This is a genomic window from Pseudomonas sp. GW822-FHT02E03 (assembly GCF_058802325.1).
This window is the reverse complement of the sequence record NZ_JBXAOA010000001.1, coordinates 338,890-361,074: the sequence shown is the minus strand read 5'-3', so window position 1 is coordinate 361,074 and position 22,185 is coordinate 338,890. Positions and strand designations below refer to the sequence as shown.

At 58.8% G+C, this 22,185-nt stretch carries 26 protein-coding genes and 2 tRNA genes (1 of these 28 only partly in view); 16 read left to right on the top strand and 12 right to left on the bottom strand.

Annotated features, from left to right (window positions below):
* The first annotated feature begins 63 nt into the window (after nt 1–63).
* On the top strand, nt 64–1,458 hold the full coding sequence (sthA, locus tag AC1RQB_RS01755) for a Si-specific NAD(P)(+) transhydrogenase (protein WP_008073074.1): 1,395 nt from the start codon (nt 64–66) through the stop codon (nt 1,456–1,458).
* 42 nt (nt 1,459–1,500) lie between these two features.
* Here sthA and AC1RQB_RS01750 read toward each other — a convergent pair whose 3' ends face one another.
* Both AC1RQB_RS01750 and AC1RQB_RS01745 read right to left on the bottom strand, forming a co-directional pair.
* Entirely contained in the window at nt 1,501–2,223 is a 723-nt protein-coding gene (locus AC1RQB_RS01750) for a glycerophosphodiester phosphodiesterase (RefSeq protein ID WP_008073075.1), read from the bottom strand.
* A gap of 14 nt (nt 2,224–2,237) precedes the next feature.
* Entirely contained in the window at nt 2,238–2,819 is a 582-nt protein-coding gene (locus AC1RQB_RS01745; RefSeq protein ID WP_008073076.1) for a PilZ domain-containing protein, read from the bottom strand.
* A 94-nt stretch (nt 2,820–2,913) separates the two neighbouring features.
* Between AC1RQB_RS01745 and AC1RQB_RS01740 the strand changes: the two genes are divergently transcribed.
* The 3 genes from AC1RQB_RS01740 to AC1RQB_RS01730 all read left to right on the top strand — a co-directional run bounded on the left by AC1RQB_RS01740 (nt 2,914) and on the right by AC1RQB_RS01730 (nt 6,164).
* Nucleotides 2,914–4,164, top strand: a complete 1,251-nt coding sequence (locus AC1RQB_RS01740; RefSeq protein ID WP_063343053.1) for a lipoprotein-releasing ABC transporter permease subunit — start codon at nt 2,914–2,916, stop codon at nt 4,162–4,164.
* Nucleotides 4,165–4,171: 7 nt separating this feature from the next.
* Nucleotides 4,172–4,855 (top strand): lipoprotein-releasing ABC transporter ATP-binding protein LolD, encoded by a 684-nt coding sequence (gene lolD, locus AC1RQB_RS01735; protein ID WP_020700644.1) that lies wholly within the window; start codon nt 4,172–4,174, stop codon nt 4,853–4,855.
* 64 nt (nt 4,856–4,919) lie between these two features.
* The gene (locus AC1RQB_RS01730; protein ID WP_063343054.1) at nt 4,920–6,164 is read left to right on the top strand and encodes a lipoprotein-releasing ABC transporter permease subunit; all 1,245 of its coding nucleotides are present in this window, start codon (nt 4,920–4,922) and stop codon (nt 6,162–6,164) included.
* A gap of 61 nt (nt 6,165–6,225) precedes the next feature.
* On the opposite strand, the gene trhP is transcribed toward AC1RQB_RS01730, so the two are convergent.
* Complete coding sequence (gene trhP, locus AC1RQB_RS01725) at nt 6,226–7,563, bottom strand: prephenate-dependent tRNA uridine(34) hydroxylase TrhP (protein ID WP_198537214.1); 1,338 nt, start codon at nt 7,561–7,563, stop codon at nt 6,226–6,228.
* Between the two features lie 162 nt (nt 7,564–7,725).
* Between trhP and AC1RQB_RS01720 the strand changes: the two genes are divergently transcribed.
* A complete protein-coding gene (locus tag AC1RQB_RS01720; RefSeq protein WP_008073079.1) occupies nt 7,726–8,787 on the top strand; it encodes an AI-2E family transporter in 1,062 nt (353 codons plus the stop codon).
* Here AC1RQB_RS01720 and AC1RQB_RS01715 read toward each other — a convergent pair.
* From AC1RQB_RS01715 to AC1RQB_RS01705, 3 genes are all read right to left on the bottom strand, one after another.
* Nucleotides 8,784–8,966: a hypothetical protein gene (locus AC1RQB_RS01715; RefSeq protein WP_007901757.1), complete on the bottom strand. Its 183-nt coding sequence runs from the start codon at nt 8,964–8,966 to the stop codon at nt 8,784–8,786. The two genes, AC1RQB_RS01720 and AC1RQB_RS01715, sit on opposite strands and share 4 nt — an antisense overlap.
* Before the next feature lie 100 nt (nt 8,967–9,066).
* Nucleotides 9,067–9,261, bottom strand: coding sequence for a hypothetical protein (locus AC1RQB_RS01710; RefSeq protein WP_007901759.1), 195 nt, complete (start codon nt 9,259–9,261; stop codon nt 9,067–9,069).
* 194 nt (nt 9,262–9,455) lie between these two features.
* Nucleotides 9,456–9,830, bottom strand: a complete 375-nt coding sequence (locus AC1RQB_RS01705; protein WP_063343055.1) for a hypothetical protein — start codon at nt 9,828–9,830, stop codon at nt 9,456–9,458.
* A gap of 239 nt (nt 9,831–10,069) precedes the next feature.
* Here AC1RQB_RS01705 and AC1RQB_RS01700 point away from each other — a divergent pair, with 239 nt between their 5' ends.
* The gene (locus AC1RQB_RS01700) at nt 10,070–10,888 is read left to right on the top strand and encodes a shikimate 5-dehydrogenase (RefSeq protein WP_007901770.1); all 819 of its coding nucleotides are present in this window, start codon (nt 10,070–10,072) and stop codon (nt 10,886–10,888) included.
* Between the two features lie 194 nt (nt 10,889–11,082).
* A complete protein-coding gene (locus tag AC1RQB_RS01695) occupies nt 11,083–11,601 on the top strand; it encodes a cupin domain-containing protein (protein WP_007901772.1) in 519 nt (172 codons plus the stop codon).
* 169 nt (nt 11,602–11,770) lie between these two features.
* On the opposite strand, the gene AC1RQB_RS01690 is transcribed toward AC1RQB_RS01695, so the two are convergent.
* The gene (locus AC1RQB_RS01690; RefSeq protein ID WP_063343056.1) at nt 11,771–12,418 is read right to left on the bottom strand and encodes a YceH family protein; all 648 of its coding nucleotides are present in this window, start codon (nt 12,416–12,418) and stop codon (nt 11,771–11,773) included.
* Between the two features lie 140 nt (nt 12,419–12,558).
* On the opposite strand from AC1RQB_RS01690, the gene AC1RQB_RS01685 reads away from it, so the two are divergent.
* The gene (locus tag AC1RQB_RS01685) at nt 12,559–13,068 is read left to right on the top strand and encodes a DUF1993 domain-containing protein (RefSeq protein WP_007901777.1); all 510 of its coding nucleotides are present in this window, start codon (nt 12,559–12,561) and stop codon (nt 13,066–13,068) included.
* A gap of 103 nt (nt 13,069–13,171) precedes the next feature.
* On the opposite strand, the gene sstT is transcribed toward AC1RQB_RS01685, so the two are convergent.
* Nucleotides 13,172–14,404: a serine/threonine transporter SstT gene (gene sstT, locus AC1RQB_RS01680; RefSeq protein WP_007901778.1), complete on the bottom strand. Its 1,233-nt coding sequence runs from the start codon at nt 14,402–14,404 to the stop codon at nt 13,172–13,174.
* A gap of 335 nt (nt 14,405–14,739) precedes the next feature.
* Here sstT and AC1RQB_RS01675 point away from each other — a divergent pair, with 335 nt between their 5' ends.
* Nucleotides 14,740–15,894: an MFS transporter gene (locus AC1RQB_RS01675; protein WP_008073084.1), complete on the top strand. Its 1,155-nt coding sequence runs from the start codon at nt 14,740–14,742 to the stop codon at nt 15,892–15,894.
* A 3-nt stretch (nt 15,895–15,897) separates the two neighbouring features.
* On the opposite strand, the gene nhaR is transcribed toward AC1RQB_RS01675, so the two are convergent.
* Nucleotides 15,898–16,797 (bottom strand): transcriptional activator NhaR, encoded by a 900-nt coding sequence (nhaR, locus tag AC1RQB_RS01670; protein ID WP_008073085.1) that lies wholly within the window; start codon nt 16,795–16,797, stop codon nt 15,898–15,900.
* Between the two features lie 181 nt (nt 16,798–16,978).
* Between nhaR and AC1RQB_RS01665 the strand changes: the two genes are divergently transcribed.
* Both AC1RQB_RS01665 and AC1RQB_RS01660 read left to right on the top strand, forming a co-directional pair.
* A complete protein-coding gene (locus AC1RQB_RS01665) occupies nt 16,979–17,221 on the top strand; it encodes a hypothetical protein (RefSeq protein WP_008073086.1) in 243 nt (80 codons plus the stop codon).
* 28 nt (nt 17,222–17,249) lie between these two features.
* A complete protein-coding gene (locus AC1RQB_RS01660) occupies nt 17,250–17,999 on the top strand; it encodes a TerC family protein (RefSeq protein ID WP_008073087.1) in 750 nt (249 codons plus the stop codon).
* A gap of 79 nt (nt 18,000–18,078) precedes the next feature.
* On the opposite strand, the gene AC1RQB_RS01655 is transcribed toward AC1RQB_RS01660, so the two are convergent.
* Complete coding sequence (locus tag AC1RQB_RS01655) at nt 18,079–18,249, bottom strand: hypothetical protein (protein ID WP_177319493.1); 171 nt, start codon at nt 18,247–18,249, stop codon at nt 18,079–18,081.
* A gap of 171 nt (nt 18,250–18,420) precedes the next feature.
* Here AC1RQB_RS01655 and AC1RQB_RS01650 point away from each other — a divergent pair, with 171 nt between their 5' ends.
* The 3 genes from AC1RQB_RS01650 to AC1RQB_RS01640 all read left to right on the top strand — a co-directional run bounded on the left by AC1RQB_RS01650 (nt 18,421) and on the right by AC1RQB_RS01640 (nt 19,694).
* Nucleotides 18,421–19,149 carry a cysteine peptidase family C39 domain-containing protein gene (locus AC1RQB_RS01650; RefSeq protein WP_063343057.1) on the top strand — a complete coding sequence of 243 codons (729 nt, stop codon included), beginning with the start codon at nt 18,421–18,423 and terminating at the stop codon, nt 19,147–19,149.
* Nucleotides 19,150–19,243: 94 nt separating this feature from the next.
* The gene (locus AC1RQB_RS01645) at nt 19,244–19,462 is read left to right on the top strand and encodes a DUF6021 family protein (protein ID WP_007901788.1); all 219 of its coding nucleotides are present in this window, start codon (nt 19,244–19,246) and stop codon (nt 19,460–19,462) included.
* Nucleotides 19,463–19,469: 7 nt separating this feature from the next.
* A complete protein-coding gene (locus AC1RQB_RS01640; RefSeq protein ID WP_008073090.1) occupies nt 19,470–19,694 on the top strand; it encodes a hypothetical protein in 225 nt (74 codons plus the stop codon).
* 53 nt (nt 19,695–19,747) lie between these two features.
* On the opposite strand, the gene pbpG is transcribed toward AC1RQB_RS01640, so the two are convergent.
* Together pbpG and folD are read right to left on the bottom strand one after the other, a co-directional pair.
* Nucleotides 19,748–20,686 (bottom strand): D-alanyl-D-alanine endopeptidase, encoded by a 939-nt coding sequence (pbpG, locus tag AC1RQB_RS01635; protein WP_008073091.1) that lies wholly within the window; start codon nt 20,684–20,686, stop codon nt 19,748–19,750.
* A gap of 238 nt (nt 20,687–20,924) precedes the next feature.
* Nucleotides 20,925–21,779 (bottom strand): bifunctional methylenetetrahydrofolate dehydrogenase/methenyltetrahydrofolate cyclohydrolase FolD, encoded by an 855-nt coding sequence (gene folD / locus AC1RQB_RS01630; protein ID WP_063343058.1) that lies wholly within the window; start codon nt 21,777–21,779, stop codon nt 20,925–20,927.
* Between the two features lie 275 nt (nt 21,780–22,054).
* Here folD and AC1RQB_RS01625 point away from each other — a divergent pair.
* Nucleotides 22,055–22,131: transfer RNA gene (locus AC1RQB_RS01625), tRNA-Arg, on the top strand.
* A gap of 32 nt (nt 22,132–22,163) precedes the next feature.
* Nucleotides 22,164–22,185: transfer RNA gene (locus tag AC1RQB_RS01620), tRNA-His, on the top strand (it continues 154 nt past the right edge of the window).

Genomic DNA, 22,185 nt, shown 5'->3' with positions numbered 1-22,185 from the left:
CGCAGATCGGCGTGATTTAGCCGCAGGTGCCGAGGGCGCCGCGGCCTGTTCTGAGGAGTATGCATGGCTGTCTACAACTACGACGTGGTGGTGTTGGGTTCCGGCCCGGCCGGAGAAGGCGCGGCAATGAATGCCGCCAAAGCAGGGCGCAAGGTGGCGATGGTCGATAGCCGTCGCCAGGTCGGCGGCAACTGCACCCACCTGGGCACCATCCCGTCCAAGGCCTTGCGTCACTCGGTCCGGCAGATCATGCAGTTCAACACCAACCCGATGTTCCGGGCCATTGGTGAGCCGCGCTGGTTCTCGTTCCCGGACGTTTTGAAAAGCGCCGAAAAAGTCATCTCCAAACAAGTCGCCTCGCGCACCGGCTACTACGCCCGTAACCGCGTCGACGTGTTCTTCGGCACCGGCAGCTTCGCTGACGAGCAAACCATCGAAGTGGTCTGCGCCAATGGCGTGGTCGAAAAACTGGTGGCCAAGCACATTATCATCGCCACCGGTTCGCGCCCGTATCGCCCGGCGGACATCGATTTCCATCACCCGCGTATCTACGATAGCGACACCATCCTCAGCCTCGGCCATACCCCGCGTAAACTCATCGTTTACGGCGCTGGCGTGATTGGTTGCGAATACGCCTCGATCTTCAGTGGTCTGGGTGTGCTGGTCGAGCTGGTGGACAACCGCGGTCAGTTGCTGAGCTTCCTCGACTCGGAAATTTCCCAGGCGCTGAGTTACCACTTCAGCAATAACAACATCACGGTTCGCCACAACGAAGACTACGACCGCGTCGAAGGCGTGGACAACGGTGTGATCCTGCACCTGAAGTCCGGCAAGAAGATCAAGGCCGATGCCTTGCTCTGGTGCAACGGTCGTACCGGCAACACCGATCAGCTGGGTCTGGAAAATATCGGCGTGAAGGTCAACAGCCGTGGCCAGATCGAAGTCGACGAAAACTACCGCACCTGCGTGCCAAATATTTATGGCGCCGGTGATGTGATCGGTTGGCCGAGCCTGGCCAGTGCCGCGCACGACCAGGGGCGTTCGGCCGCTGGCAGCATTGTCGATAATGGCAGCTGGCGCTTCGTCAACGATGTGCCAACCGGCATCTACACCATTCCGGAGATCAGCTCGATAGGCAAGAACGAGCAGGAGCTGACTCAGGCCAAGGTGCCGTATGAAGTGGGCAAGGCGTTCTTCAAAGGCATGGCGCGTGCGCAGATTGCCGGCGAACCGCAAGGCATGCTGAAGATCCTGTTCCACCGCGATACCCTGGAAGTGCTGGGCGTTCACTGCTTCGGTTATCAGGCGTCGGAGATCGTGCACATCGGTCAGGCGATCATGAGCCAGCCGGGCGAACAGAACACCCTGAAGTACTTCGTCAACACGACGTTCAACTACCCGACCATGGCTGAAGCCTATCGGGTAGCGGCGTACGATGGCCTCAACCGGCTTTTTTGAGCGGCTCCGGCCGGTGGCCTGAGCCGGCCGGGGAGACCGATTTCAGCAATTCTCGAGCGTGGCAGTGGCCAAACCGGGAAAGTCTGTAATCAGGCTGTCAACGCCGAAGTCGGCGAGTCTGCGCATCAGCGCGGGCTCGTTGACTGTCCACACCGACACATGCAGCCCTTGACGCTGCGCCTTCTGCAGGCGCTCTGGCGTACACAGGGTCCAGTTCAGTGCCAGAATCTCACAGCCATAGTTTTGCGCGACCTTCAACGGGTCGAGCCAGGCGTACTCGGCCACCAAACCGCGAGACACGTCCGGCACCAGGTCCAGCGCGGCTTTCAACACTTCGCGTGAACTCGAGGTAATCGTGATCTTGTCCCGCATACCGAAACGCTGTGCCATTTCGCGAATCGCCAGCACGGTGGTCGCGGCGCGGGTGCGTGAAGCGCTTTTGACTTCCAGTTGCCAGTGATCGAAATCACATTTCTCGAACAATTCTTCCAGCGTTGGAATCGGGCAGGGTTTGATCCAGCCCGGGCCGCCCTTGCGCGCGTCGTAGGTCACCAGTTCCGCGGCGGTATGTTCGACTACTTTGCCGCGACGCTCGGTGGTGCGTTTGAGGGTCGGGTCATGGATCACCATCAACTCGCCATCCTTGGACAGGTGCAAGTCCAGTTCGCAACGGCGTACGCCGTGCTTGAGGCATTCCTGAAAGCTGGTCAGGGTGTTTTCCGGTGCTTCGCCCTTGGCGCCGCGATGGCCGTAGATAAGGGTCACGGTTCTTCCTTAAATTAAATGCCTGATTCGTTTTGTTCGCGGGCCAGGCGTCGTTCTTGTGCCTGTCGCTGCAAGATGTAACGGGCCAGCAATTGTCGCTGGGCATCGGACAGGTATTCGAACTCGGTGCCGACATCGTAGCCTTCGCCCTTGCGGTCGCAATGGGTGACGCGGGCCCGCAGCAACAGGCCAAGGGCTTGCGGCATCAGCACCAGTTTCACCGACAGGTGCGCGCCAGTGGCGATGGGCGTCGGATGCTGGAAGTCGATACCTCCTTCGGAGAGGATGACAGGCTGCGGTTCGCCGATCTGTCCGAGCACAGTCAGGGCGACCACCTGGCTCAGCAGGTCGATGCGTTTGTTCTGGGATTTCAGGAACGCGGCGATGGTCCGGTCGCGTTCGCTGATCTGTCGCAGCAGGTGTTGCGACTCGAATTCGCTCAGGTGCAGTTCGCTGAGCAGGTTGAACAGTGGGGAAGCATCCTGCAACACTTCCTGGCCTGCGGCTTCGGGAGCAGACAGGGGCCGAATTTCCAGTGCGATCGCGTCCTCGATACGGTAGTATTCGCGGCGATCTTCTTCATCTAATGTCGACATGGCGAACCCATGGTAGCGGCGGTGGTCTGAGTGTAAAGCTGGTTATCGACCCCCGCCACAAGGACGTTCCTTTTCCCTCCGAACAAGCCCCGACATGTTCAGACCTCTCTTCGTATTTATTGGCACGCGTTATACCCGTGCAAAGCGTCGCAATCATTTTGTGTCATTCATTTCCCTGACCTCAATGATCGGACTCGCCCTCGGCGTGGTCGTGATGATCGTTGTGCTGTCGGTCATGAACGGCTTCGATCATGAGATGCGCACCCGCGTGCTGGGCATGGTGCCCCACGCGACCATCGAGTCCGGTGAGCCGATCAGCGACTGGCAAAGCCTGGCCGCCAAGGTCAAGCAGAACCCGCAGGTGGCGGCGGTTGCGCCCTTCGTCCAGATGCAAGGGTTGCTGACCAACAACGGCAAGGTCTCCAAGGTGCTGCTCAATGCCATCGACCCTGTGCAGGAACGGCAGGTGTCGATCATTGATAACTTCATGCAGCAGGGCAAACTCGATGACCTGGCGCCGGGCAGTTTCGGCATCGTCATCGGCGACAAGGCCGCGGCCAAGCTCGGCGTGGCGGTCGGCGACAAGCTGACGTTTGTCGCGCCGGAAGTCACCGTGACCCCGGCCGGGATGTTCCCGCGCATGAAACGCTTTACCGTGGTCGGCATCTTTCATGTCGGCGCCGGTGAGATCGACGGCTATCTGGGCATCACCAATTTGCAGGATCTGGCGAAGCTGCACCGCTGGCAGCCGGATCAGGTCCAGGGCTTGCGCTTGAAGTTCGACGATCTGTTCCAGGCACCACGCATGGCGTGGACCATCGCTCAGCAACTCGGCGAAGACACGTATTACGCCCGCGACTGGACCCGCACCCACGGCAATCTGTATCAAGCGATCCGCATGGAAAAAGCCATGATCGGCCTGCTGTTGCTGCTGATCGTCGCCGTTGCGGCGTTCAACATCATTTCCACGCTGGTAATGGTGGTGAACGACAAGAAGGGCGACATCGCGATCCTGCGCACCCTGGGTTCTACGCCGGGGCAGATCATGGCGATCTTCATGGTTCAGGGCACGGTCATTGGCGTGGTCGGTACGCTGATCGGCGCGGTGGTCGGGATCTTCGCCGCGCTGAACGTCAGCGCCGCGATCTCCGCCCTTGAAGGGCTGATCGGCCACAAATTCCTGAACGCCGACGTGTATTTCATCGATTACCTGCCGTCGCAAGTGCAAAGCCAGGACGTGTTGATGGTCTGCGCCGCCGCGTTGGTTCTGAGTTTCCTCGCCACCCTGTATCCAGCCTGGCGTGCCGCGCGCACCCAGCCTGCGGAGGCGCTACGTTATGAGTGAGTCGGGCATGAGTGATAAAGCAATCTTGAGCTGCCGCAACCTGGGCAAATCCTACGTGGAAGGCCCGGAATCGGTAGAGGTTCTGGCGGGTCTGCAACTGGAGTTGCACCCAGGTGAGCGCGTGGCGATCGTCGGTACCTCGGGTTCGGGCAAAAGTACCTTGCTCAACCTGCTGGGCGGCCTCGATACGCCGACCAAGGGCAGCGTCTGGCTGGCCGGTGAAGAGCTCTCGGCGCTGAACGAAAAGGCCCGTGGCCTGCTGCGCAATCGGTCGCTGGGTTTCGTTTACCAGTTCCACCACTTGCTGCCTGAGTTCACCGCGCTGGAAAACGTCTGCATGCCGCTGCTGATCGGTAAAACCGCGATCCCTGAAGCACGTCAGCGTGCGACGGCGTTGCTGGAGCGGGTAGGGCTGGGCCATCGTCTGGAGCACAAACCGGCGGAATTGTCCGGTGGCGAACGCCAGCGTGTGGCCATTGCCCGTGCCCTGGTGAACAAGCCAGGCCTGGTGATGCTCGACGAGCCGACCGGCAACCTCGACTCCCACACCGCCCAGGGCATTCAGGATTTGATGCTGGAACTCAGCACCTCGATGCGCACCGCGTTCCTGGTGGTGACCCACGACATGAACCTGGCCCGCCAGATGGATCGCGTCCTGCATTTGCAGGAAGGTTACCTGACACCCATCTGATTGACCGAAACCCGACGTACTGAACAGTACGTCGGGTCTTTTATTTTTATACGGTGCCCAGCGAATGTTCAGACCGTTATCGATCTTTATCGGCGCGCGCTATACCCGCGCCAAGCGCCGCAATCGCTTTGTTTCCTTCATCTCGATGACCTCGATGATCGGCCTCGCCCTGGGCGTGCTGGCGATGATCGTGGTGTTGTCGGTAATGAACGGCTTCCAGCGCGAAATGAGCTCGCGCATCCTCGGCATGGTGCCCCACGCGACCATCGTCGGTGTGAACCCGATCGACGATTGGCAGCCGGTGGCCGCCGCGGCGATGAAAAATCCTGAAGTAACGGCGGCGGTGCCGTTCACCGAGATGGAAGGCATGCTGTCCTATAAGGGCACGATGCAGCCGATCCAGGTCAGCGGTGTCGACCCGGCGCTGGAAGGCAAGGTGTCGATCGTTGCCAAGCACATTGTTCAGGGGCGTCTCGACGCCTTGAAGCCCGGCGAGTTTGGCGTGGTGATCGGTGAGATCACCGCACGACGCTTTCGCTTGAGCGTCGGCGACAAGATAACCCTGATCGTGCCGGAAATCAGCACCGCACCGGGCGGGATTACCCCGCGCATGCAACGACTGAACGTGGTGGGCGTGTTCAAGGTTGGCGCCGAGCTGGATGGCTCCATGGCGCTGATCCACCTCGCTGATGCCGCGCAGATGCAACACTGGCAGCCCAATCAAGTGCAGAGCGTGCGCCTGGCGGTGAAGGATCTGTACGCCGCGCCGCAAGTGTCGAGCGACATCGCGACAGGCCTGGGCGCTGCCTACAAGGCTGACGACTGGACCCACACCCAGGGCAGTCTGTTCAGCGCGATGAAGATGGAAAAAACCATGATCGGCCTGCTGTTGCTGATGATCGTCGCGGTGGCGGCGTTCAACATCATCGCCACCCTGATCATGGTGGTGAACGACAAGGGCGCGGACATCGCGATCCTGCGCACCATCGGCGCGACACCTCGGCAGATCATGGCGATCTTCATGGTGCAGGGCACGGTGATCGGGGTTGTCGGCACCTTGATTGGCGGCGTGCTGGGCGTGATTGCAGCGCTGAACGTCAGTGAACTGGTGGGCTGGATGGAGCGGGTCAGCGGGCAGCACATCTTCAGTTCCGACGTGTACTTTGTCAGTAACTTGCCGTCGGAACTGCAGGGGGCTGATGTGTTGTTGATCTGTTCCGCCGGTTTCATCATGAGCTTTTTGGCGACGGTGTATCCAGCGTGGCGGGCGGCGAAAGTCGAGCCGGCTACGGCGTTGCGGTATTCGTAAGTCATTACATCGCTTTCGCGGGCAAGCCTCGCTCCTACAGGAGGCTTGTCGCTCAAATTTCTTAACTCATGCTGACATCGCGCATTAACAACCCAAAGCGTAAATCCACCGCGTCCGGTATCGGCAAATACACCGTGTGCCCATCCCCCGGCGCCACTTCAACGGCCTCGCCTTTGACGTTCTGCAACTGATGCAAGTCGAAGTGGAAATTACCCTTGGGCGTCATCAGTTCCATGTGATCGCCCAGACCAAAGCGATTCTTTACCCGCACCTCGGCCAGCCGATCCCGGCGTTCGCCAGTCAGCTCGCCCACGAACTGCTGACGCTCTGAAACCGAGCTGCCGTTCTGGTAATTCTGATATTCGTCATGCACATGTCGACGCAGAAAACCTTCGGTATAGCCACGTTGGGCCAGGGATTCCAGGTCGGTCATCAAGCTGCGATCAAACGCTCGGCCAGCCACCGCATCATCGATTGCGCGGCGATACACTTGGGTGGTGCGCGCGCAATAGAAGTGCGATTTGGTTCGGCCTTCGATCTTCAATGAATGCACGCCCATCTGCGTCAGGCGCTCGACATGCTGCACGGCGCGCAGGTCCTTGGCGTTCATGATGTAGGTGCCGTGTTCATCCTCGAATGCCGGCATCAGTTCGTCAGGGCGATTGGCTTCTTGCAGCAGGAACACTTGATCGGTCGGTGCGCCGATGCCCAGGGTCGGTTCGGGACGGAACTGTTGAACGATTTCACCGAGCTGATTTTCGCTGGCCGGTGTTGCCGAGTATTTCCAGCGACAGGCGTTGGTGCAACTGCCCTGATTGGCGTCGCGCTTGTTCATATAGCCCGACAACAGACAGCGCCCGGAATAGGCCATGCACAACGCGCCGTGGACGAACACTTCCAGCGCCATCGCCGGGACCTGCTGACGGATTTCGGCGATTTCTTCCAGCGACAGTTCGCGGGACAGGATGATCCGGCTCAAACCCTGTTGCTGCCAGAACTCGACGCTGGCCCAGTTCACCGTGTTGGCCTGCACTGACAAGTGGATCGGCATCTGCGGGAAGTGCCGGCGCACCAGCATGATCAGGCCCGGGTCGGACATGATCAGCGCGTCCGGCGCCATGGCGATCACCGGTTCCAGGTCCTTCAAGAATGTTTTGAGCTTGGCGTTGTGCGGGGCGATGTTCACCACCACATAGAAACGCTTGCCCTGAGCCTGGGCCTCGGCGATGCCGAGCGCGAGGTTGGCGTGATCGAATTCGTTGTTACGCACCCGCAGGCTGTAGCGCGGCTGGCCGGCGTACACCGCGTCGGCGCCATAGGCGAAGGCATAACGCATGTTTTTCAGGGTGCCGGCGGGGGCGAGCAGTTCCGGGGGCGTGAGCGTTATGGCGCTGGTCATGGCAGTGTCGATCGCAAAAGCCGGCAAGGGTAAGCGGCTTGCCCGCGGGGTTTATTGATCTGGATCTATGCTTGATGAAAAACGGATGGCACTCGCGCGAGCCGTGGCGGACTAAACATCAAGACGCGCGTTGGCGCCCCTGTGCACTGACATGGATCGGACATGAACGAAACGAAGCTGCAAAACACCTCGCTGATGGTTTTGCTGACGCTGGTGAGCATCGCCTTCATCTGGATTCTGCTGCCGTTTTACGGCGCGGTGTTCTGGGCAGTCATTCTCGGTATTCTGTTTGCGCCCTTGCAGCATCAGCTGCAACGCAAGTTCGGCTGGCCCCGCAATCTCACGGCCCTGTGCACCTTGATTCTCTGTGTGCTGATCGCGATCTTGCCGGTGATCACCATCAGTACCTTGCTGGTTCAAGAAGGCGCGGCGCTCTACAACAGAATCGAAAGCGGTGAATTGGACATTGCCGGGTATGTGTCGCAGTTCAAGCAAAGCCTGCCGCCGTACATTCAGTACTTGCTTGATCGTTTCGGCATGGGCGAGCTGAGCGGGCTACGGGAAAAAATCATCAAGAGCACGATGCAAGGCAGCCAGTTTGTCGCGACCAAGGCGTTCAGTTTTGGGCAGGGGACTTTTCAATTCGTGGTGAGTTTTTTCGTCATGCTGTACTTGCTGTTTTTCTTCCTGCGAGACGGGTCCGAACTGGCGCGCAAAGTACGCGCGGCGATACCCCTGGAAGATACCCAGAAGCGCCGTTTGCAACTCAAGTTCAATCGCGTGGTGCGGGCCACGGTGAAGGGCAACGTGGTGGTGGCGATCACGCAAGGGGCATTGGGTGGTTTTATTTTCTGGTTTCTGGACATCCCGAGCGTGCTGCTCTGGGCGGTGTTGATGGCGTTTCTGTCGCTGTTGCCGGCGGTGGGCGCGGGGATCGTCTGGATACCGGTGGCGGCATATTTCCTGTTCAGCGGAGCGATGTGGCAGGCCACGGTGCTCATCTTGTTCGGCGTGTTCGTGATCGGCCTGGTGGACAACGTCCTGCGACCGATCCTGGTGGGCAAGGACACTAAAATGCCGGACTACCTGATCCTCATCTCGACCCTGGGTGGCCTGGCGCTTTTTGGCCTGAACGGTTTTGTCATCGGGCCGTTGATCGCGGCGTTGTTCGTGTCGAGCTGGGCGATTTTCATCGATTCCAAGCCCAAGGTTCAGCTGCCTTAAGCGCTGAGCTGGCCTGAGTCGATACGTTGCGACAGGGCTTGGGCGGCGGGAAGCGAGGTGAGCGGGCCGCTGATCGGTTCGCCGTCCTGCACCAGATACCAACAGGCAAGCAATCCTCGCGCTCTGAGTTGTGCGGGAACGGCGCTGCCGATAACGGACATGATCTGAACCTGGGCCATAAGTACCTCCATTAATCTATGGAGCTACCTTACGGATCGGACGCTTGAACGGACAATCAACGCTTTCGATAGTCGTCATTGATGCCAATGAGTTCTGCGGTCAATCCACCACTAGATCGAGCATATGCACCACTTCCTGCTCATTGAGCAGGCCTTTGCGCACCAGGTTTTCTGCCAGCAGCGAAAGAAATTTTGCGCTGCGATGGCCTTCCAGGTGTTTGAGTTCGGTCAGTGCGTTGTACACCTTGCCGGAAGTGCACAAGCCGACAATGCGATGCGGGTTTTGTGTGGGCATGAAGGTCGTCCTTGTTTTTATCAACCTGTTGTTTACGGACAGATCCAAGCTTGCGGATCGGACATGACATAAATATGACCAACTTTACCTGCCGGTACTGTCCCGACAGCGACCTTGACGAGATTTATTCAGACTTCGTCCGGCCAGTGGTCACAAAAAAGGCCCCGCTTTTAAAGCGGGGCCTGATGAGCGTGTTACCAGCGGTCGCCACGATAATAACCATGGGGAGGGCCGTAATAGCCGCGTGGTGGACCATACCCGCGTGGCGGACCGTAATAGATCGGTGCCGGGCGGTAGTACATCGGTTGTTGAACGTAGACCGGCGCCGGTTGGTAATAAACAGGCGGTGGCTGTACGTACACCGGCTGTGGCTGAACGTAGACCGGTTGCTCCACATACACTGGACGGTCGCGGCTGATTATTGCTGAGCCAATGATTGCCGAGCCGACGATCGCACCAAACACAGCCGGACCTTCCCAGCCGCCATGACCACGACCACCTGCTTCTGCCTGCCCTGCGATAGCGAGAGCACCGATCAGCAAGGCTACTGTGGGGATTTTACGGATCATGATAAGTCCTCGGTTCTTCGACCCGGCGCTCGCGTCTGCAATAGACACAAGTTGTCGCGGGGATACTTCTAAGACAGCATTTTTTTGAAAATCAGCACAGCCGTTGGGTAAATTTTGTGTAAGGTCTGTACCGGCTTCTTTACGGCTGTGTGCCAAGTGCAGACTGGCTTTTATGATCAATCAGAACCGGTGAAGTGGCTAATCCCGTCCATCCGAAAGTGCTATTGAAGGAGATTCCAATGCAGATGAACCCCAACAGAGACACTCAGCTGTGCATGTCACTCTCGGGGCGCCCCGGCAATTTCGGCCTGCGGTTTCATAACCATCTGTACGAACAACTGGGCCTGAATTTTTACTACAAAGCCTTCAGCAGCCAGGACTTGCCGGGCGCCGTGGGCGGCATCCGCGCCTTGGGCATCCGGGGTTGCGGGGTGTCGATGCCGTTCAAGGAAGCTTGTATTGCGTTGGTCGATGAGCTGGATGCATCGGCTGAGGCCATCCAATCGATCAACACTATCGTCAACACCAACGGTCACCTCAAGGCCTACAACACCGATTACATTGCCATCGCCCAGTTGCTTGAAACCCATCAGGTGCCCAAGGATTCGACCTTTGCCCTGCGTGGCAGTGGCGGCATGGCCAAGGCTGTGGCCAGTGCCTTGCGCGATGGCGGCTACAAAAACGGCCTGATCGTGGCTCGTAACGAGCGTGCCGGACGTGCCTTGGCTGAATCGTTGGGTTATCACTGGCAGGCGGAGTTGGGCGCTCAACGCCCGCAGATGCTGATCAACGTCACGCCCATCGGCATGACCGGCGGGCCGGAGGCCGATCAACTGGCGTTTGAGCCTGACGCTATCGCTGCGGCGGAAACTGTCTTCGATGTGGTGGCGATCCCCTCGGAAACACCGCTGATCGTGCGCGGTCGTGCCGAAGGCAAACGGGTGATCACCGGGCTGGAAGTGATTGCGATCCAGGCACTGGAACAGTTCGTGTTGTACACCGGCGTGCGGCCGACCGATGAGCAGTTCCAGAAAGCCGTGGCGTTTGCCCGCAGCTGACAGTTGACTGTACTGGCCCAATCGCGGGCAAGCCCGCTCCCACAGGTCCAGCGCTGTCCTTGTGGGAGCGGGCTTGCCCGCGATTGCCGCGACTCGGTCTTCAGTCTGCCCCGGTCATTTACCCGCGAATCCCCGCCTATACTGCTCGCCAGCAAGCGAAGACTTGCTTTCCAGCCACCGTGACCGAGGTTTTCATGCATCCCGCCATTCTCAACCTGGATCAGGCCGAACTTTTACCGCTGCCCGAAGAGTTTGCTCCCACTGGAGACGCTGCCGGCCGCTATCAGCAACGCCTGGCACGCATCGGCCAGCAACTGGGCGCGCAAAAGCTGGGTTATCGGTTGTATGCCCTGGAGCCAGGCATGCGTGGCAGTCCTTTTCATAACCATCGGGTTAATGAAGAGATGTTCTACATCGTGGCCGGGGAGGGGGAGATTCGCCTGGGTGCCGAACGCTTTCCGATCCGCGCTGGTGATGTGATTGCCTGCCCGGCGGGAGGTCCTGAAGCCGCGCACCAGATCATCAACACCAGCAACGGCGAATTGCGCTATCTGGCGGTCAGCAGTCAGCAATCACCGGACATTTGCGAATACCCGGATTCCGGCAAATACGTGGTGATGGACGACTTCAAGGTCGATGCCCAGGGCAATGCTTCGGGCTTCGTCGCCGTCGCCAGGCAGGCCGATGGCGTGGATTATTGGGACGGGGAGTAGCAGTTCAGAGTTGAGCGCGAACCCTGTGGTGAGGGAGCTTGCTCCCGTTCGGCTGCGAAGCAGTCGCAAGGCAGGCAAACCCGGTGAGCCAGACGTAATGCGTTGACAGGTTTGGGGCCGCTTCGCGACCCAGCGGGAGCAAGCTCCCTCGCCACAAGGACCTCAGTGATTATTCGAGGCGTGCCAGCCGTTCTTCCAGCGCCGCAATCCGCGCTTCAAGCTCTTCGATTCGCTCAACCGACACACCGCCACTGGTGCCACGCTCCACAGGATTTTGCCGGGCAGCCAGGATCACTTCGATATCCGCCGGATCGCCCAGTGCATGCATGTAACGGTCTTCGCGCTGGCCGGCCTGGCGCGGGATCAACAGCGCCAGACCCCTGGCGATCAAGCGCTCCAGTTGATGCACCACCTGCTCGGCATCTTCGAAGTCATGCATGCGGCCGCTGCGGGTCAGCAGTTCGTTGACCGTCTGCGGGCCGCGCAGAAACAACAACCCCGTTAAAATCACCTGCGCTGGCACCAGTTCCAGCGCCTTGTCGACCCGATGCTCCCAGCGGTCGGCACGGCTGCCCATTACCAGTCTTGTGAAGCCGCGACCTTCCAGAACGCGCAGGCTCTGGCCGACCTGGCCCTGGCTGAGGTTCATTACCGGTTCGCGGCTGGTTTTCTGGTTGCAGGCAATCACCAGCGCATTAAGCGTCAGCGGATAGGTTTCCGGGCTGGTGGCCTGTTTCTCGATCAACGAGCCCAGAATGCGGATTTCCGTGCTGTTGAGCCGCGGTTCGTCGGAGGTCGTTTCTTGCTCAGTGCTCATCGCGCTTTTCCCTATGCAGTCGAAGCATGCAGTCGAAGCCGCCTAGCCTAATCCTTGCAGGATAAAAGACAAGCCGCAGGGCGGTCGGGCATGGCTATAATCGCTCCACGTTTTTACTCCTGTCACCACACGAGACCATCATGACTATTTCCCTGTACGCCGCTTCCGTTCCGGTTTTCCAGCAAATGCTCAATGCCCTGAGCAACAACCTGAGCAAGGCCGAAGCCCACGCTACCGCGAAAAACATCGACCCGAACGCGTTCCTGCAAGCCCGTCTGTACCCGGACATGTTCCCGCTGGTGCGTCAGGTGCAGATCGCTGTTGATTTCGCCAAAGGCGTTTCGGCGCGTCTGGCTGAAGTCGAACTGCCGAAATATGACGACACCGAAACCACCTTCGCCGAACTGCAAGCGTTGATCGCCAAGGTCCTGGCTTTCATCGGCGAGATCAAACCCGAGCAGATCGACGGCAAGGAAGGCATCGAGATCGTTACCCGTCCAGGCACGCCTAAAGAGAAGCGCTTCACTGGCCAGGCTTACCTGCTGAGCTATGGTTTGCCGCAGTTCTTCTTCCACGTGACCACCGCTTACGCACTGCTGCGTCACAACGGCGTGGAAGTGGGCAAGCGCGATTACATGGGCGCGTTCTAAGCCGCCCAGATACAAAAAAGCCCGCCAAGGTGTAAGCCTTGGCGGGCTTTTTCATTTTGCCTTCTGTAGGTTCCGCGGCAAGCCTGGCTCCTACAGGTGCGTTTTACGCCAAACGCTGGGCTTTCAGCTCTTCACGCTGGCACGCCGCCGCGGTGAACAGCACGTCGGTGGAGGAGTTCAGCGCAGTTTCCGCCGAGTCCTGCAACACACCGATGATGAAGCCGACTGCCACCACCTGCATGGCGATTTCGCTCGGGATGCCGAAGAGGCTGCACGCCAGTGGAATCAGCAACAGCGAACCTCCGGCCACGCCCGAGGCGCCACAGGCACAGATCGCCGCGACAATGCTGAGCAAGATGGCTGTCGGAATGTCCACGGCGATGCCCAGGGTATGCACGGCGGCCAGGGTCAACACGGTGATGGTGATCGCAGCGCCGGCCATGTTGATGGTGGCGCCGAGCGGGATCGACACCGAGTAAGTGTCTTCGTGCAGGCCCAGGCGCTTGCTCAACTCCAGGTTGACCGGAATATTCGCCGCCGAACTACGGGTGAAGAAGGCGGTGATGCCGCTCTCGCGCAGGCAGGTGAGTACCAGCGGATACGGGTTGCGACGCAGCTTCCAGAACACAATGGCCGGGTTCATCACCAGCGCCACGAACAGCATGCAGCCCAACAACACAGCCAGCAGATGCATGTAACCGATCAAGGCACCGAAACCGGAGGTGGCGAGGGTCGAGGCCACCAGGCCGAAGATCCCCAATGGCGCAAAGCGAATCACCAGACGCACGATCAAGGTCACGCCATTGGACAGATCGCCCAGTACTTCGCGCGTCGTCTCGCCGGCATGGCGAATCGCAACGCCCATGCCGATTGCCCACGCCAGAATGCCGATGAAATTGGCATTCATCAGCGCGCTGACCGGGTTGTCGACCACACTGAGCAACAGACTCTGCAACACTTCGCTGATGCCACCCGGTGCGGTCACCGCTACGTCTTGGGTCGACAGCACCAGGCTCGACGGAAACAGCGTACTGGCGATCACCGCCACCACGGCCGCCGCGAAGGTGCCCAGCAGGTACAGAAACAGAATCGGCCGGATGTGGGTTTCCTGGCCGTGCTTATGGTTGGCAATAGAGGCCATGACCAGCACGAACACCAGGATCGGCGCGACAGCCTTGAGCGCCGAGACGAACACTTTGCCGATGAAGGCGGTGGACTTGGCCAACTCAGGCGCGAACAGCGCCAGGGTAATCCCGGCGATCAGGCCGATGATGATTTGCGTGACCAGGCTGCTGTGTTTCAGGCGTTGCAAGAGAGAAGGGGATGAAGCGGTCATAACGGCATCTCTGATTTTATTAGGGTGCAGGGTTCTTTGGCTCATGCAGCAAAAAGCCGGGCAGGCCACATGGAGGGAACCGAAAGGGTCGCTACATCAATGCCAGTGAATGGCCGATGAGCAAAGTGTAAGTACCGCAGGGTCGCGGACTTTATCACAGCGTAGCCGTGATCCTTCAGACCTGTGACGATCTGCCACCCGATTGCGCAACGCGATTTGCAGGTTCGTGCAACCTCGTCCGGAAACACTCTGTTAAGCTTCGCCATCCTCATTTTCAAGTTATGCCAGTGAGCCTTCGGGCTGTCGCTGGTGTCGTCGTTTTCCTGGAGTTCTGCATGCTGTTGCCCATTCTTCTGTTGTCCGCCGCCGGTTTTACGGTGCTGACCACGGAATTCATCATCGTCGGCCTGTTGCCGGCAATCGCCCGTGATCTGGACGTCAGCATCCCTCAAGCGGGTTTGCTGGTGACTCTGTTCGCCTTTACCGTGGCCGCTTTCGGGCCATTCCTGACCGCCTACTTTGCAAGGTTTGAACGGCGCAAACTGTTTATCAGCGTGCTGATCATGTTCGGCCTGGCCAACACGCTGGCGGCACTGGCGCCGAACATCGGGGTGATGGCCGTTGCGCGATTGATTCCGGCGTTGGGGCTGCCGGTGTTCTGGGCATTGGCCAGTGAAACTGCAGTGGACATCGTCGGGCCGGACTACGCTGGGCGGGCCATCGCCAAGATCGGTTTCGGCATTGTCTGCGCCACAGTGTTCGGTATTCCGGTGGGTACGCTGATTTCCGATGCGTTCGGCTGGCGCAGTGCTTTCGGCATTCTGGCGGTGATCGCGTTTGCCAAGGCGTTGCTGCTGTTTATTTACCTGCCGAAAACCAACCTGCACCAGCATCAGGTGAGTTTTCGCTCGCAGTTCAAAATTCTGCGCAGCCCGTTGATGCTGGGGCATGTGCTGTTATCGATCCTGGTGTTCAGCGGCATGTTCACCGCGTACACCTACCTGGCGGACATTCTTGAGCGGCTGGCCGGTTTCGACGGCACGGTGGTCGGCTGGTGCCTGATGGGCTTTGGTGCGGTCGGCTTGATCGGCAATTCGCTGGGCGGCCGTGCGGTGGATCGGCATCCGCTGATCGCTTCTGTGACGTTTTGTGCGTTCATGATTGCCGGCATGGTGGCCTTGGTGCCGAACATTCATTCACCCCTTGGTCTGGCGGCAGCGATGGGTATTTGGGGCGTGACTCAGGCCGCACTGTTCCTGGTCAGTCACGTGCGCCTGATGAAGGCTGCGCCTGAAGCGCCGGCCTTTGCTGCGTCGTTGAACATTGCCGGGGCCAATCTCGGGATCGGTCTGGGCGCGATGGTCGGTGGGCGAGTGATCGACAGTGTGGGCCTGGGCGGCCTGGGTTTCGCGGCGGCCGGTTTTATCCTGGTCTCGATCCTGTTGGCGATGGCGCTGATGACCTTCAAACCTCGCGAAATCTGCGCCTGACACTCACATCGCGGTGAACAACTCGCGTCGGGCACCTTCGGTAATCGCGACAATGCCCGGGTGCTTGATCTTGCGTTCCACCGAGATGGCGTAGAACGACTCGCTCACCGCATCGGTCTGGCCGATCAGTTCCACGCCACATTGGCGTTTCACTTCGTCGGCAATCACGCTCGGGCCGATGAATATCCCGCTGCCGGATTGGCCGAAGGCCTGCATCAAGGCGCTGTCGTCGAACTCGCCGACGATCTGCGGCTGGATCTGCTGTTCGGCAAACCAGCGTTGCAAGCGACTGCGCACCACGGTTTCCGGCCCGGGAATCAACAGCGGGGCGCCGTGCAGGCTGCGCGGGAAGTCCTGGCCATACCGCGCCGCCAATTCTGCGGTGGCAAAGAAGCTGATGCCGCATTCGCCGAGTTTCTGGCTGTAACCCTTGATGTCCAGATGCGAGGGCATCGGGCTGTCGGAAATCACCAGATCAAGGCGCTGAATCGCCAGGTCGGCAAGCAAGCGTTCCAGTTTGTCTTCGCGACAGGTGATACGCAGGGGCTCGCTCAACTCCATGGTTGGCGCAATCAGGCGATAAACGATGGATTTGGGCACCACATCGGCGACGCCCACCCGAAACAGAATCTGCTGCTCATTGGGCTGCGCCCGCAGCATCAACTCTAGCTCGCCACCGAGTTGAAACATCTGCTCGGCGTAGGGCAGGGTCTGGCGCCCGGCTTCGGTGAGTTCCAGCTGCCGGCCGACCCGGCGAAACAACTCGATGCCATAGGTTTGCTCGAGCAGGGAAATCTGCCCGCTGATGGTCTGTGGCGTCAGATTCAGCTGCTCACAAGCGCGCACGATGCTGCCGGTCTTGGCCACCACCCAGAAGTAATGCAGCTGCCGATAATTCAACATGTTGGTGAAATCCCGTTGTTCACATCATCCGTAAGGCATACGCCATACGCTGTCTGGATTCGTTAAAACCGAAGTATAGCCGCTGAAAATACGAATTTTCCTGAAGTGTTTGCTTCCTTAGAATGCCTCGCTATCGACGGATCGCCTTTTCGGTTCTGTCTGTTCTATCGAGGAAAGCATCATGAAGCTTAAAACCACGGCACTGCTGATTGCGTCTTTACTGGTGTTGGCCGGTTGCGACCAGGCCGAGAAAAGCGCTCAGCAATTGATGGGCAAGGCCGCCGAAACCGCCAAACAGGCGATTGACGATACCCACAAAGCCGCCGAGCAAGCGTTGAGCGATGCCACTGGCGGCTTGATCAGCAAGAAAGAGCAACCGGCCAAAGAGACGGACAAATCCGAATCTTCGTCCCAGGAAATCTAAACCGTCTACAACGAGTCAGGACTGACCCATGGAATACCTTTTAGAACTTGCTGCAAGCCCCACTGCCTGGGTCGCCCTGGCCACGCTGGTGGTGATGGAAATCGTGCTCGGCATCGATAACCTGATCTTCATCTCGATCCTTACCAACAAGCTGCCCGAACAGCATCGCCAGAAAGCGCGACGTATCGGTATCGGCATGGCGTTGATCCTGCGCCTGGCGCTGTTGAGCACCATCGCGTTCATCGTCCAGTTGACGGAGCCGGTGATCGATATTCTCGGCCATGCGTTCTCCTGGAAGGACATGATCCTGATTGCCGGTGGCCTGTTCCTGTTGTGGAAGGCGACCACCGAGATCCATCACAGCATGGACCCGGCGCCGGATGATCCGACCTCGGCCACCTCGACCGTGACCTTGGGTTTTGCTGCTGCGATCGGTCAGATCCTGATGCTGGACATGGTGTTCTCCATCGACAGCATCATTACCGCCGTCGGCATGACCGAGCATTTGCCGATCATGATCATTGCGGTGGTGGTGTCGGTACTGGTGATGTTGCTGGCCGCTGACCCTCTGGCCAAGTTCATCAACGACAACCCGACGGTGGTGATGCTGGCACTGGGCTTCCTGATCATGATCGGCATGACGCTGATCGCCGAAGGTTTTGGCGCCCACGTACCGAAAGGCTACGTCTACGCGGCCATGGCGTTCTCGGCCACGATCGAAGGCTTGAACATGCTGTCGCGTCGGGCCAGGCAGAAGCGCATCGCCGCTCAAGCGTAACCTGCGTTAAACGAAGCGGCCGCCTGAACTCGAAAGAGTCCAGGCGGCCGTTTTTGTTTGGGCGACCGAAAAGCGCTGGTCAGTGCGCGGTGGCGGGGTGTGCAGCGGCTTTATCGGTTTTCGCCACAGGTGCCGATTGAACCGGGTGGTGATGGTGCCGGCGGGTAATACGCAAAACGCCCCACAGCATGGCGGTGGCCACGGCCAGCCAGCCGGAGATCAACATTACAATGGTCATTGTCAGGCTCATCAGTGCCTCCTCTTTGCCCTGCATCGGGCGCACACTCGTCCTTGGTAAATGACAGTCTAGCCGCTGCTGTATTTCAGGCTATTGACCAAAGGTCGTCTGTCACCAACCAGTTCGCTCTATCGAATGCAATCAACTGCCGGTTAAGGCTATACCGCTGTCGCGCGGCATCCTATGATCGACGGCCAAGCCGGCTGTGCGATTGCCTGGCGTCTGAACAAGAGAGTGATGATGGTGCGGGTATTTTCTCGAATTCGATCTTTGGTACTGATCGTTGGCTGTGTTGCCGGCCTGGCTGGCTGTGCGGGGAGCGTGGCGCCTGAGATCAAGCGTCTGCCGGAGCGGGTCGAACTCAGCGGTACATTCTACCGTGGGCAAAGTTATCAAAGCGGGCCTCAGGTGCTGGCTAGTCTGCTGTCCCAGCAGGGCATCGTGATAACCCCAGGGTTGCTCGACAAACCTCTGCATTTGCCGGGTGCCGAAGATCGATTGCAGCAGAACATGCAGAATCTTGCTCGTGAGTACGGGATGGTGGTCTATCCCCTTGACAGCCATTTGCCGGCGCTGCTGGCTCAGGTTGCGGCCGGTTACCCGGTGATGGTGCGCTTTACTGAAGGCTCGGCGTTCTGGGCGGAGCCGCGATACGCCATTCTCGCTGGTTACAACCGTCAGAAGCAGACGGTGTTGCTGCGCGCCGGGATGGATCGTCGGTTGCTGATGGGGTTCAGCTCCTTTGAATCAGCATTCGAGAATGCCGGCGGTTGGGCCGTATTGATCCAGAAGCCGGACCAGATTCCAGCCAATGTCGATCAGTCGCGCTGGCTGAAAGCGGCGAGCGATCTTGCCCAGTCAGGTCAGGAACAGGCGGCAGCCCGGGCGAAGAAGGCGCTGACCGCGCAGTAAGTTTCCACTCGTCATCAGCATGGCACCGCCACGCTATGCTGAAGTCTCAAGTAGAGGGTCCGGTTTTTTCCGGGACCATGAACAGGAGGCGTCCATGGCACAGTCCAATACCCCCACCGGCCCACACTCGTCTGAGCATTCGTCTGATAATGAGTTGGGGTTCGACCCCGATTCTCCAGACCTCGCCGATCCTCAGGTCGACCCCATCGGGCCCGCCAAGGCGCCCAGGGATATAAAACCGGGTGAGGAGGGCAAGAAGGCACCCGCGAAGCCTTACGACCCACTCGGTAATCTGAAACCCAAGTCTCAGTGAGGTGCGTATGTCTACCGATTCGAGCTTTGACGACAAACGTCCAGACCCTCCAGAAAGTGTTCCGACAACCCCTGAAGCGGACCTGGACCCGGTGATGGATCCGGACAGCCCGTTAAGGGACCCCTTGGCCAGGCCGACAGTGGTGCCGACCAAACATCCACAGGGCTGGAGAGACCCGAGTGCCGGGGATGGCATTCCGGATGACGATCAGATGCCGTTGCCCAATGATTGATGCTGGACGAAAAAAGCCCCGAATATTCGGGGCTTTCATTTACCGGCTCGACCTTATTTCGATGCTTCAACCACACCGCTCTGGCGATGCTTGAGGTTCTTGTCGGACTTGTATTGCAGGGCGACGGAGGGCACGTTGGCGCTCTTGCCGGTTTCGACCCAGCTGCGAATCCGGCTGGCATCGGCAAAGTGCGTGTACTTGCCGAAAGCATCGAGAATCACCAGCGCCATCGGCCGATCTGACATGTGGGTCACCAGCACCAGGCAGTGACCGGCCGCGTTGGTAAAGCCGGTTTTGGTCAGTTTGATGTCCCAGTTAGGCTTGTTGACCAAATGGTCGGTGTTGCGGAAACCCAAGCTGTAGTTGGGTTTGCGGAACGAAACGGTTTTTTCCTTGGTGGTGCTCAATTGAGTCAATAGTGGGTGCTTGTGTGCAGCGATCAGCAGTTTGCTCAAATCGCGGGCGGTGGACACATTGCGAGGAGAGAGGCCCGTCGGTTCGACAAAGTGGGTGCTGGTCATTCCCAGCGCTTTGGCTTTGGCGTTCATGGCGGCAATGAACGCGACATAGCCGCCCGGATAGTGATGGGCCAGACTCGCAGCGGCACGGTTTTCCGACGACATCAGGGCAATCAGCAGCATTTCCCGGCGAGGCAATTCGCTTTTGAGTTTGACTCGGGAAAACACGCCTTTCATTTCCGGGGTGTCGCTGATGTTGACGGAAAGGTATTCGTCCATGTTTTGCCGGGCTTCTACCACCACCAGGCCAGTCATCAGTTTGCTGACGGATGCGATTGGCACTACGACGTCAGGGTTGCTGGCATAGATCACTTTGTTGGTTTGCATATCCATCAGCAAGACACTGCCGGAAGCGATCTTCAGTTGTGAAGTGTCTCGGGGTGCGGCAGTGGTTTCTGCGGCGTTGATCGTTGGCGTGGTGAAAGTCCCTGTGAATGCAAAAAACAGGCTCAGGATTGAAAGACGGATTTTCACGCTGGCGGACTCATAAAGGGTGGATATACCGTTTTGTAACGGGCTGTTTCTTTAAAAAGCGACGCATTTTAGGAGTATGGCTGAAGAACTGTCGATGGTTGTTCGATGTTCAGATGAAATGCCTGGGCGCCTGATAAAAACAGGCTTTTCCGGCGGATGGTCGAGCTTTTTTCTGCAGGCAAAAAGAACCCCGCGACTGGCGGGGTTCCTTTAGGCGGTGCTGCAAGCCAGCATGAACTCAGCCGTGCAGTGTTTCCGCCGCGTACAGCGTGTTTTCCAGCAGACAGGCGCGGGTCATCGGGCCAACGCCACCCGGTACCGGAGTGATCCAGCCAGCGCGGGGCAGGGCGGTTTCGTAGATCACGTCACCGACCAGCTTGCCATCTTCCTGGCGATTGATGCCGACGTCGATCACGATCGCGCCTTCCTTGATCCACTCACCTTTGACCAGGCCCGGCTTGCCGGCGGCAACCACCACCAGATCGGCGCGACCGACATGGCCTGCCAAATCCTTGGTGAAGCGGTGGGTCACGGTCACAGTGCAACCGGCCAACAGCAGTTCCATCGCCATCGGGCGACCAACAATGTTGGAAGCCCCGACAATCACCGCGTCCATCCCATACAGATCGGCACCGGTGCTTTCCAGCAACGTCATGATGCCTTTAGGTGTGCATGGACGCAGTAGCGGAATACGCTGGGCCAGACGCCCGACGTTATAAGGGTGGAAGCCGTCGACGTCTTTGTCGGGACGAATGCGCTCCAGCAATTTGGAGGCGTCCAGGTGTTCAGGTAAAGGCAGCTGGAGCAGAACACCGTCAATTGCCGGGTCGTCGTTCAGGCGATCGATCAGATCGGTCAGCGCTTGCTGAGTGGTGTCGGCAGGCAGGTCGTAGGCTTGGGAAAGGAAGCCGACCTCTTCACAGTCTTTACGCTTGTGCGAGACATAAACCTGAGAGGCAGGATCGCTGCCGACCAGGATCACCGCGAGGCCGGGCGTGCGCAGGCCTTGCTGGCGACGCTCGGCGACTCGTTTGGCGATCTGCTGGCGCAGGCTGGCGGCGATCGATTTGCCGTCGATTAGTTGTGCAGTCATTGCGCGTGATTAACCATCGAGAGGGGAAAAAAAGAGAGCGCATTCTCGCATGTCATGAGGTGAGGGCAAAGGCGCTTGGTCTGCAAATTGCCCTAACTCCTTTAATTAAATGAATTTTTTTTAAAAAGGATTTGACGACCTCTGGGGGGCTCTATACTATTCGTCGCACTTGTCGGGCACAGCCTAGCACTGGTTGAGAAGGTCGAGCGGAGTTACGCTTCCGCAAGGCTGAAAAGCACTTAGTTTGTAGTCCTTCAAGGGTACAGATTAACAAGGCGCCCGTAGCTCAGCTGGATAGAGCATCCGCCTTCTAAGCGGATGGTCGCAGGTTCGAGTCCTGCCGGGTGCGCCATTAGGCAACTTTGGCACAAGTAACGCGATATGGTGGGCGTAGCTCAGTTGGTAG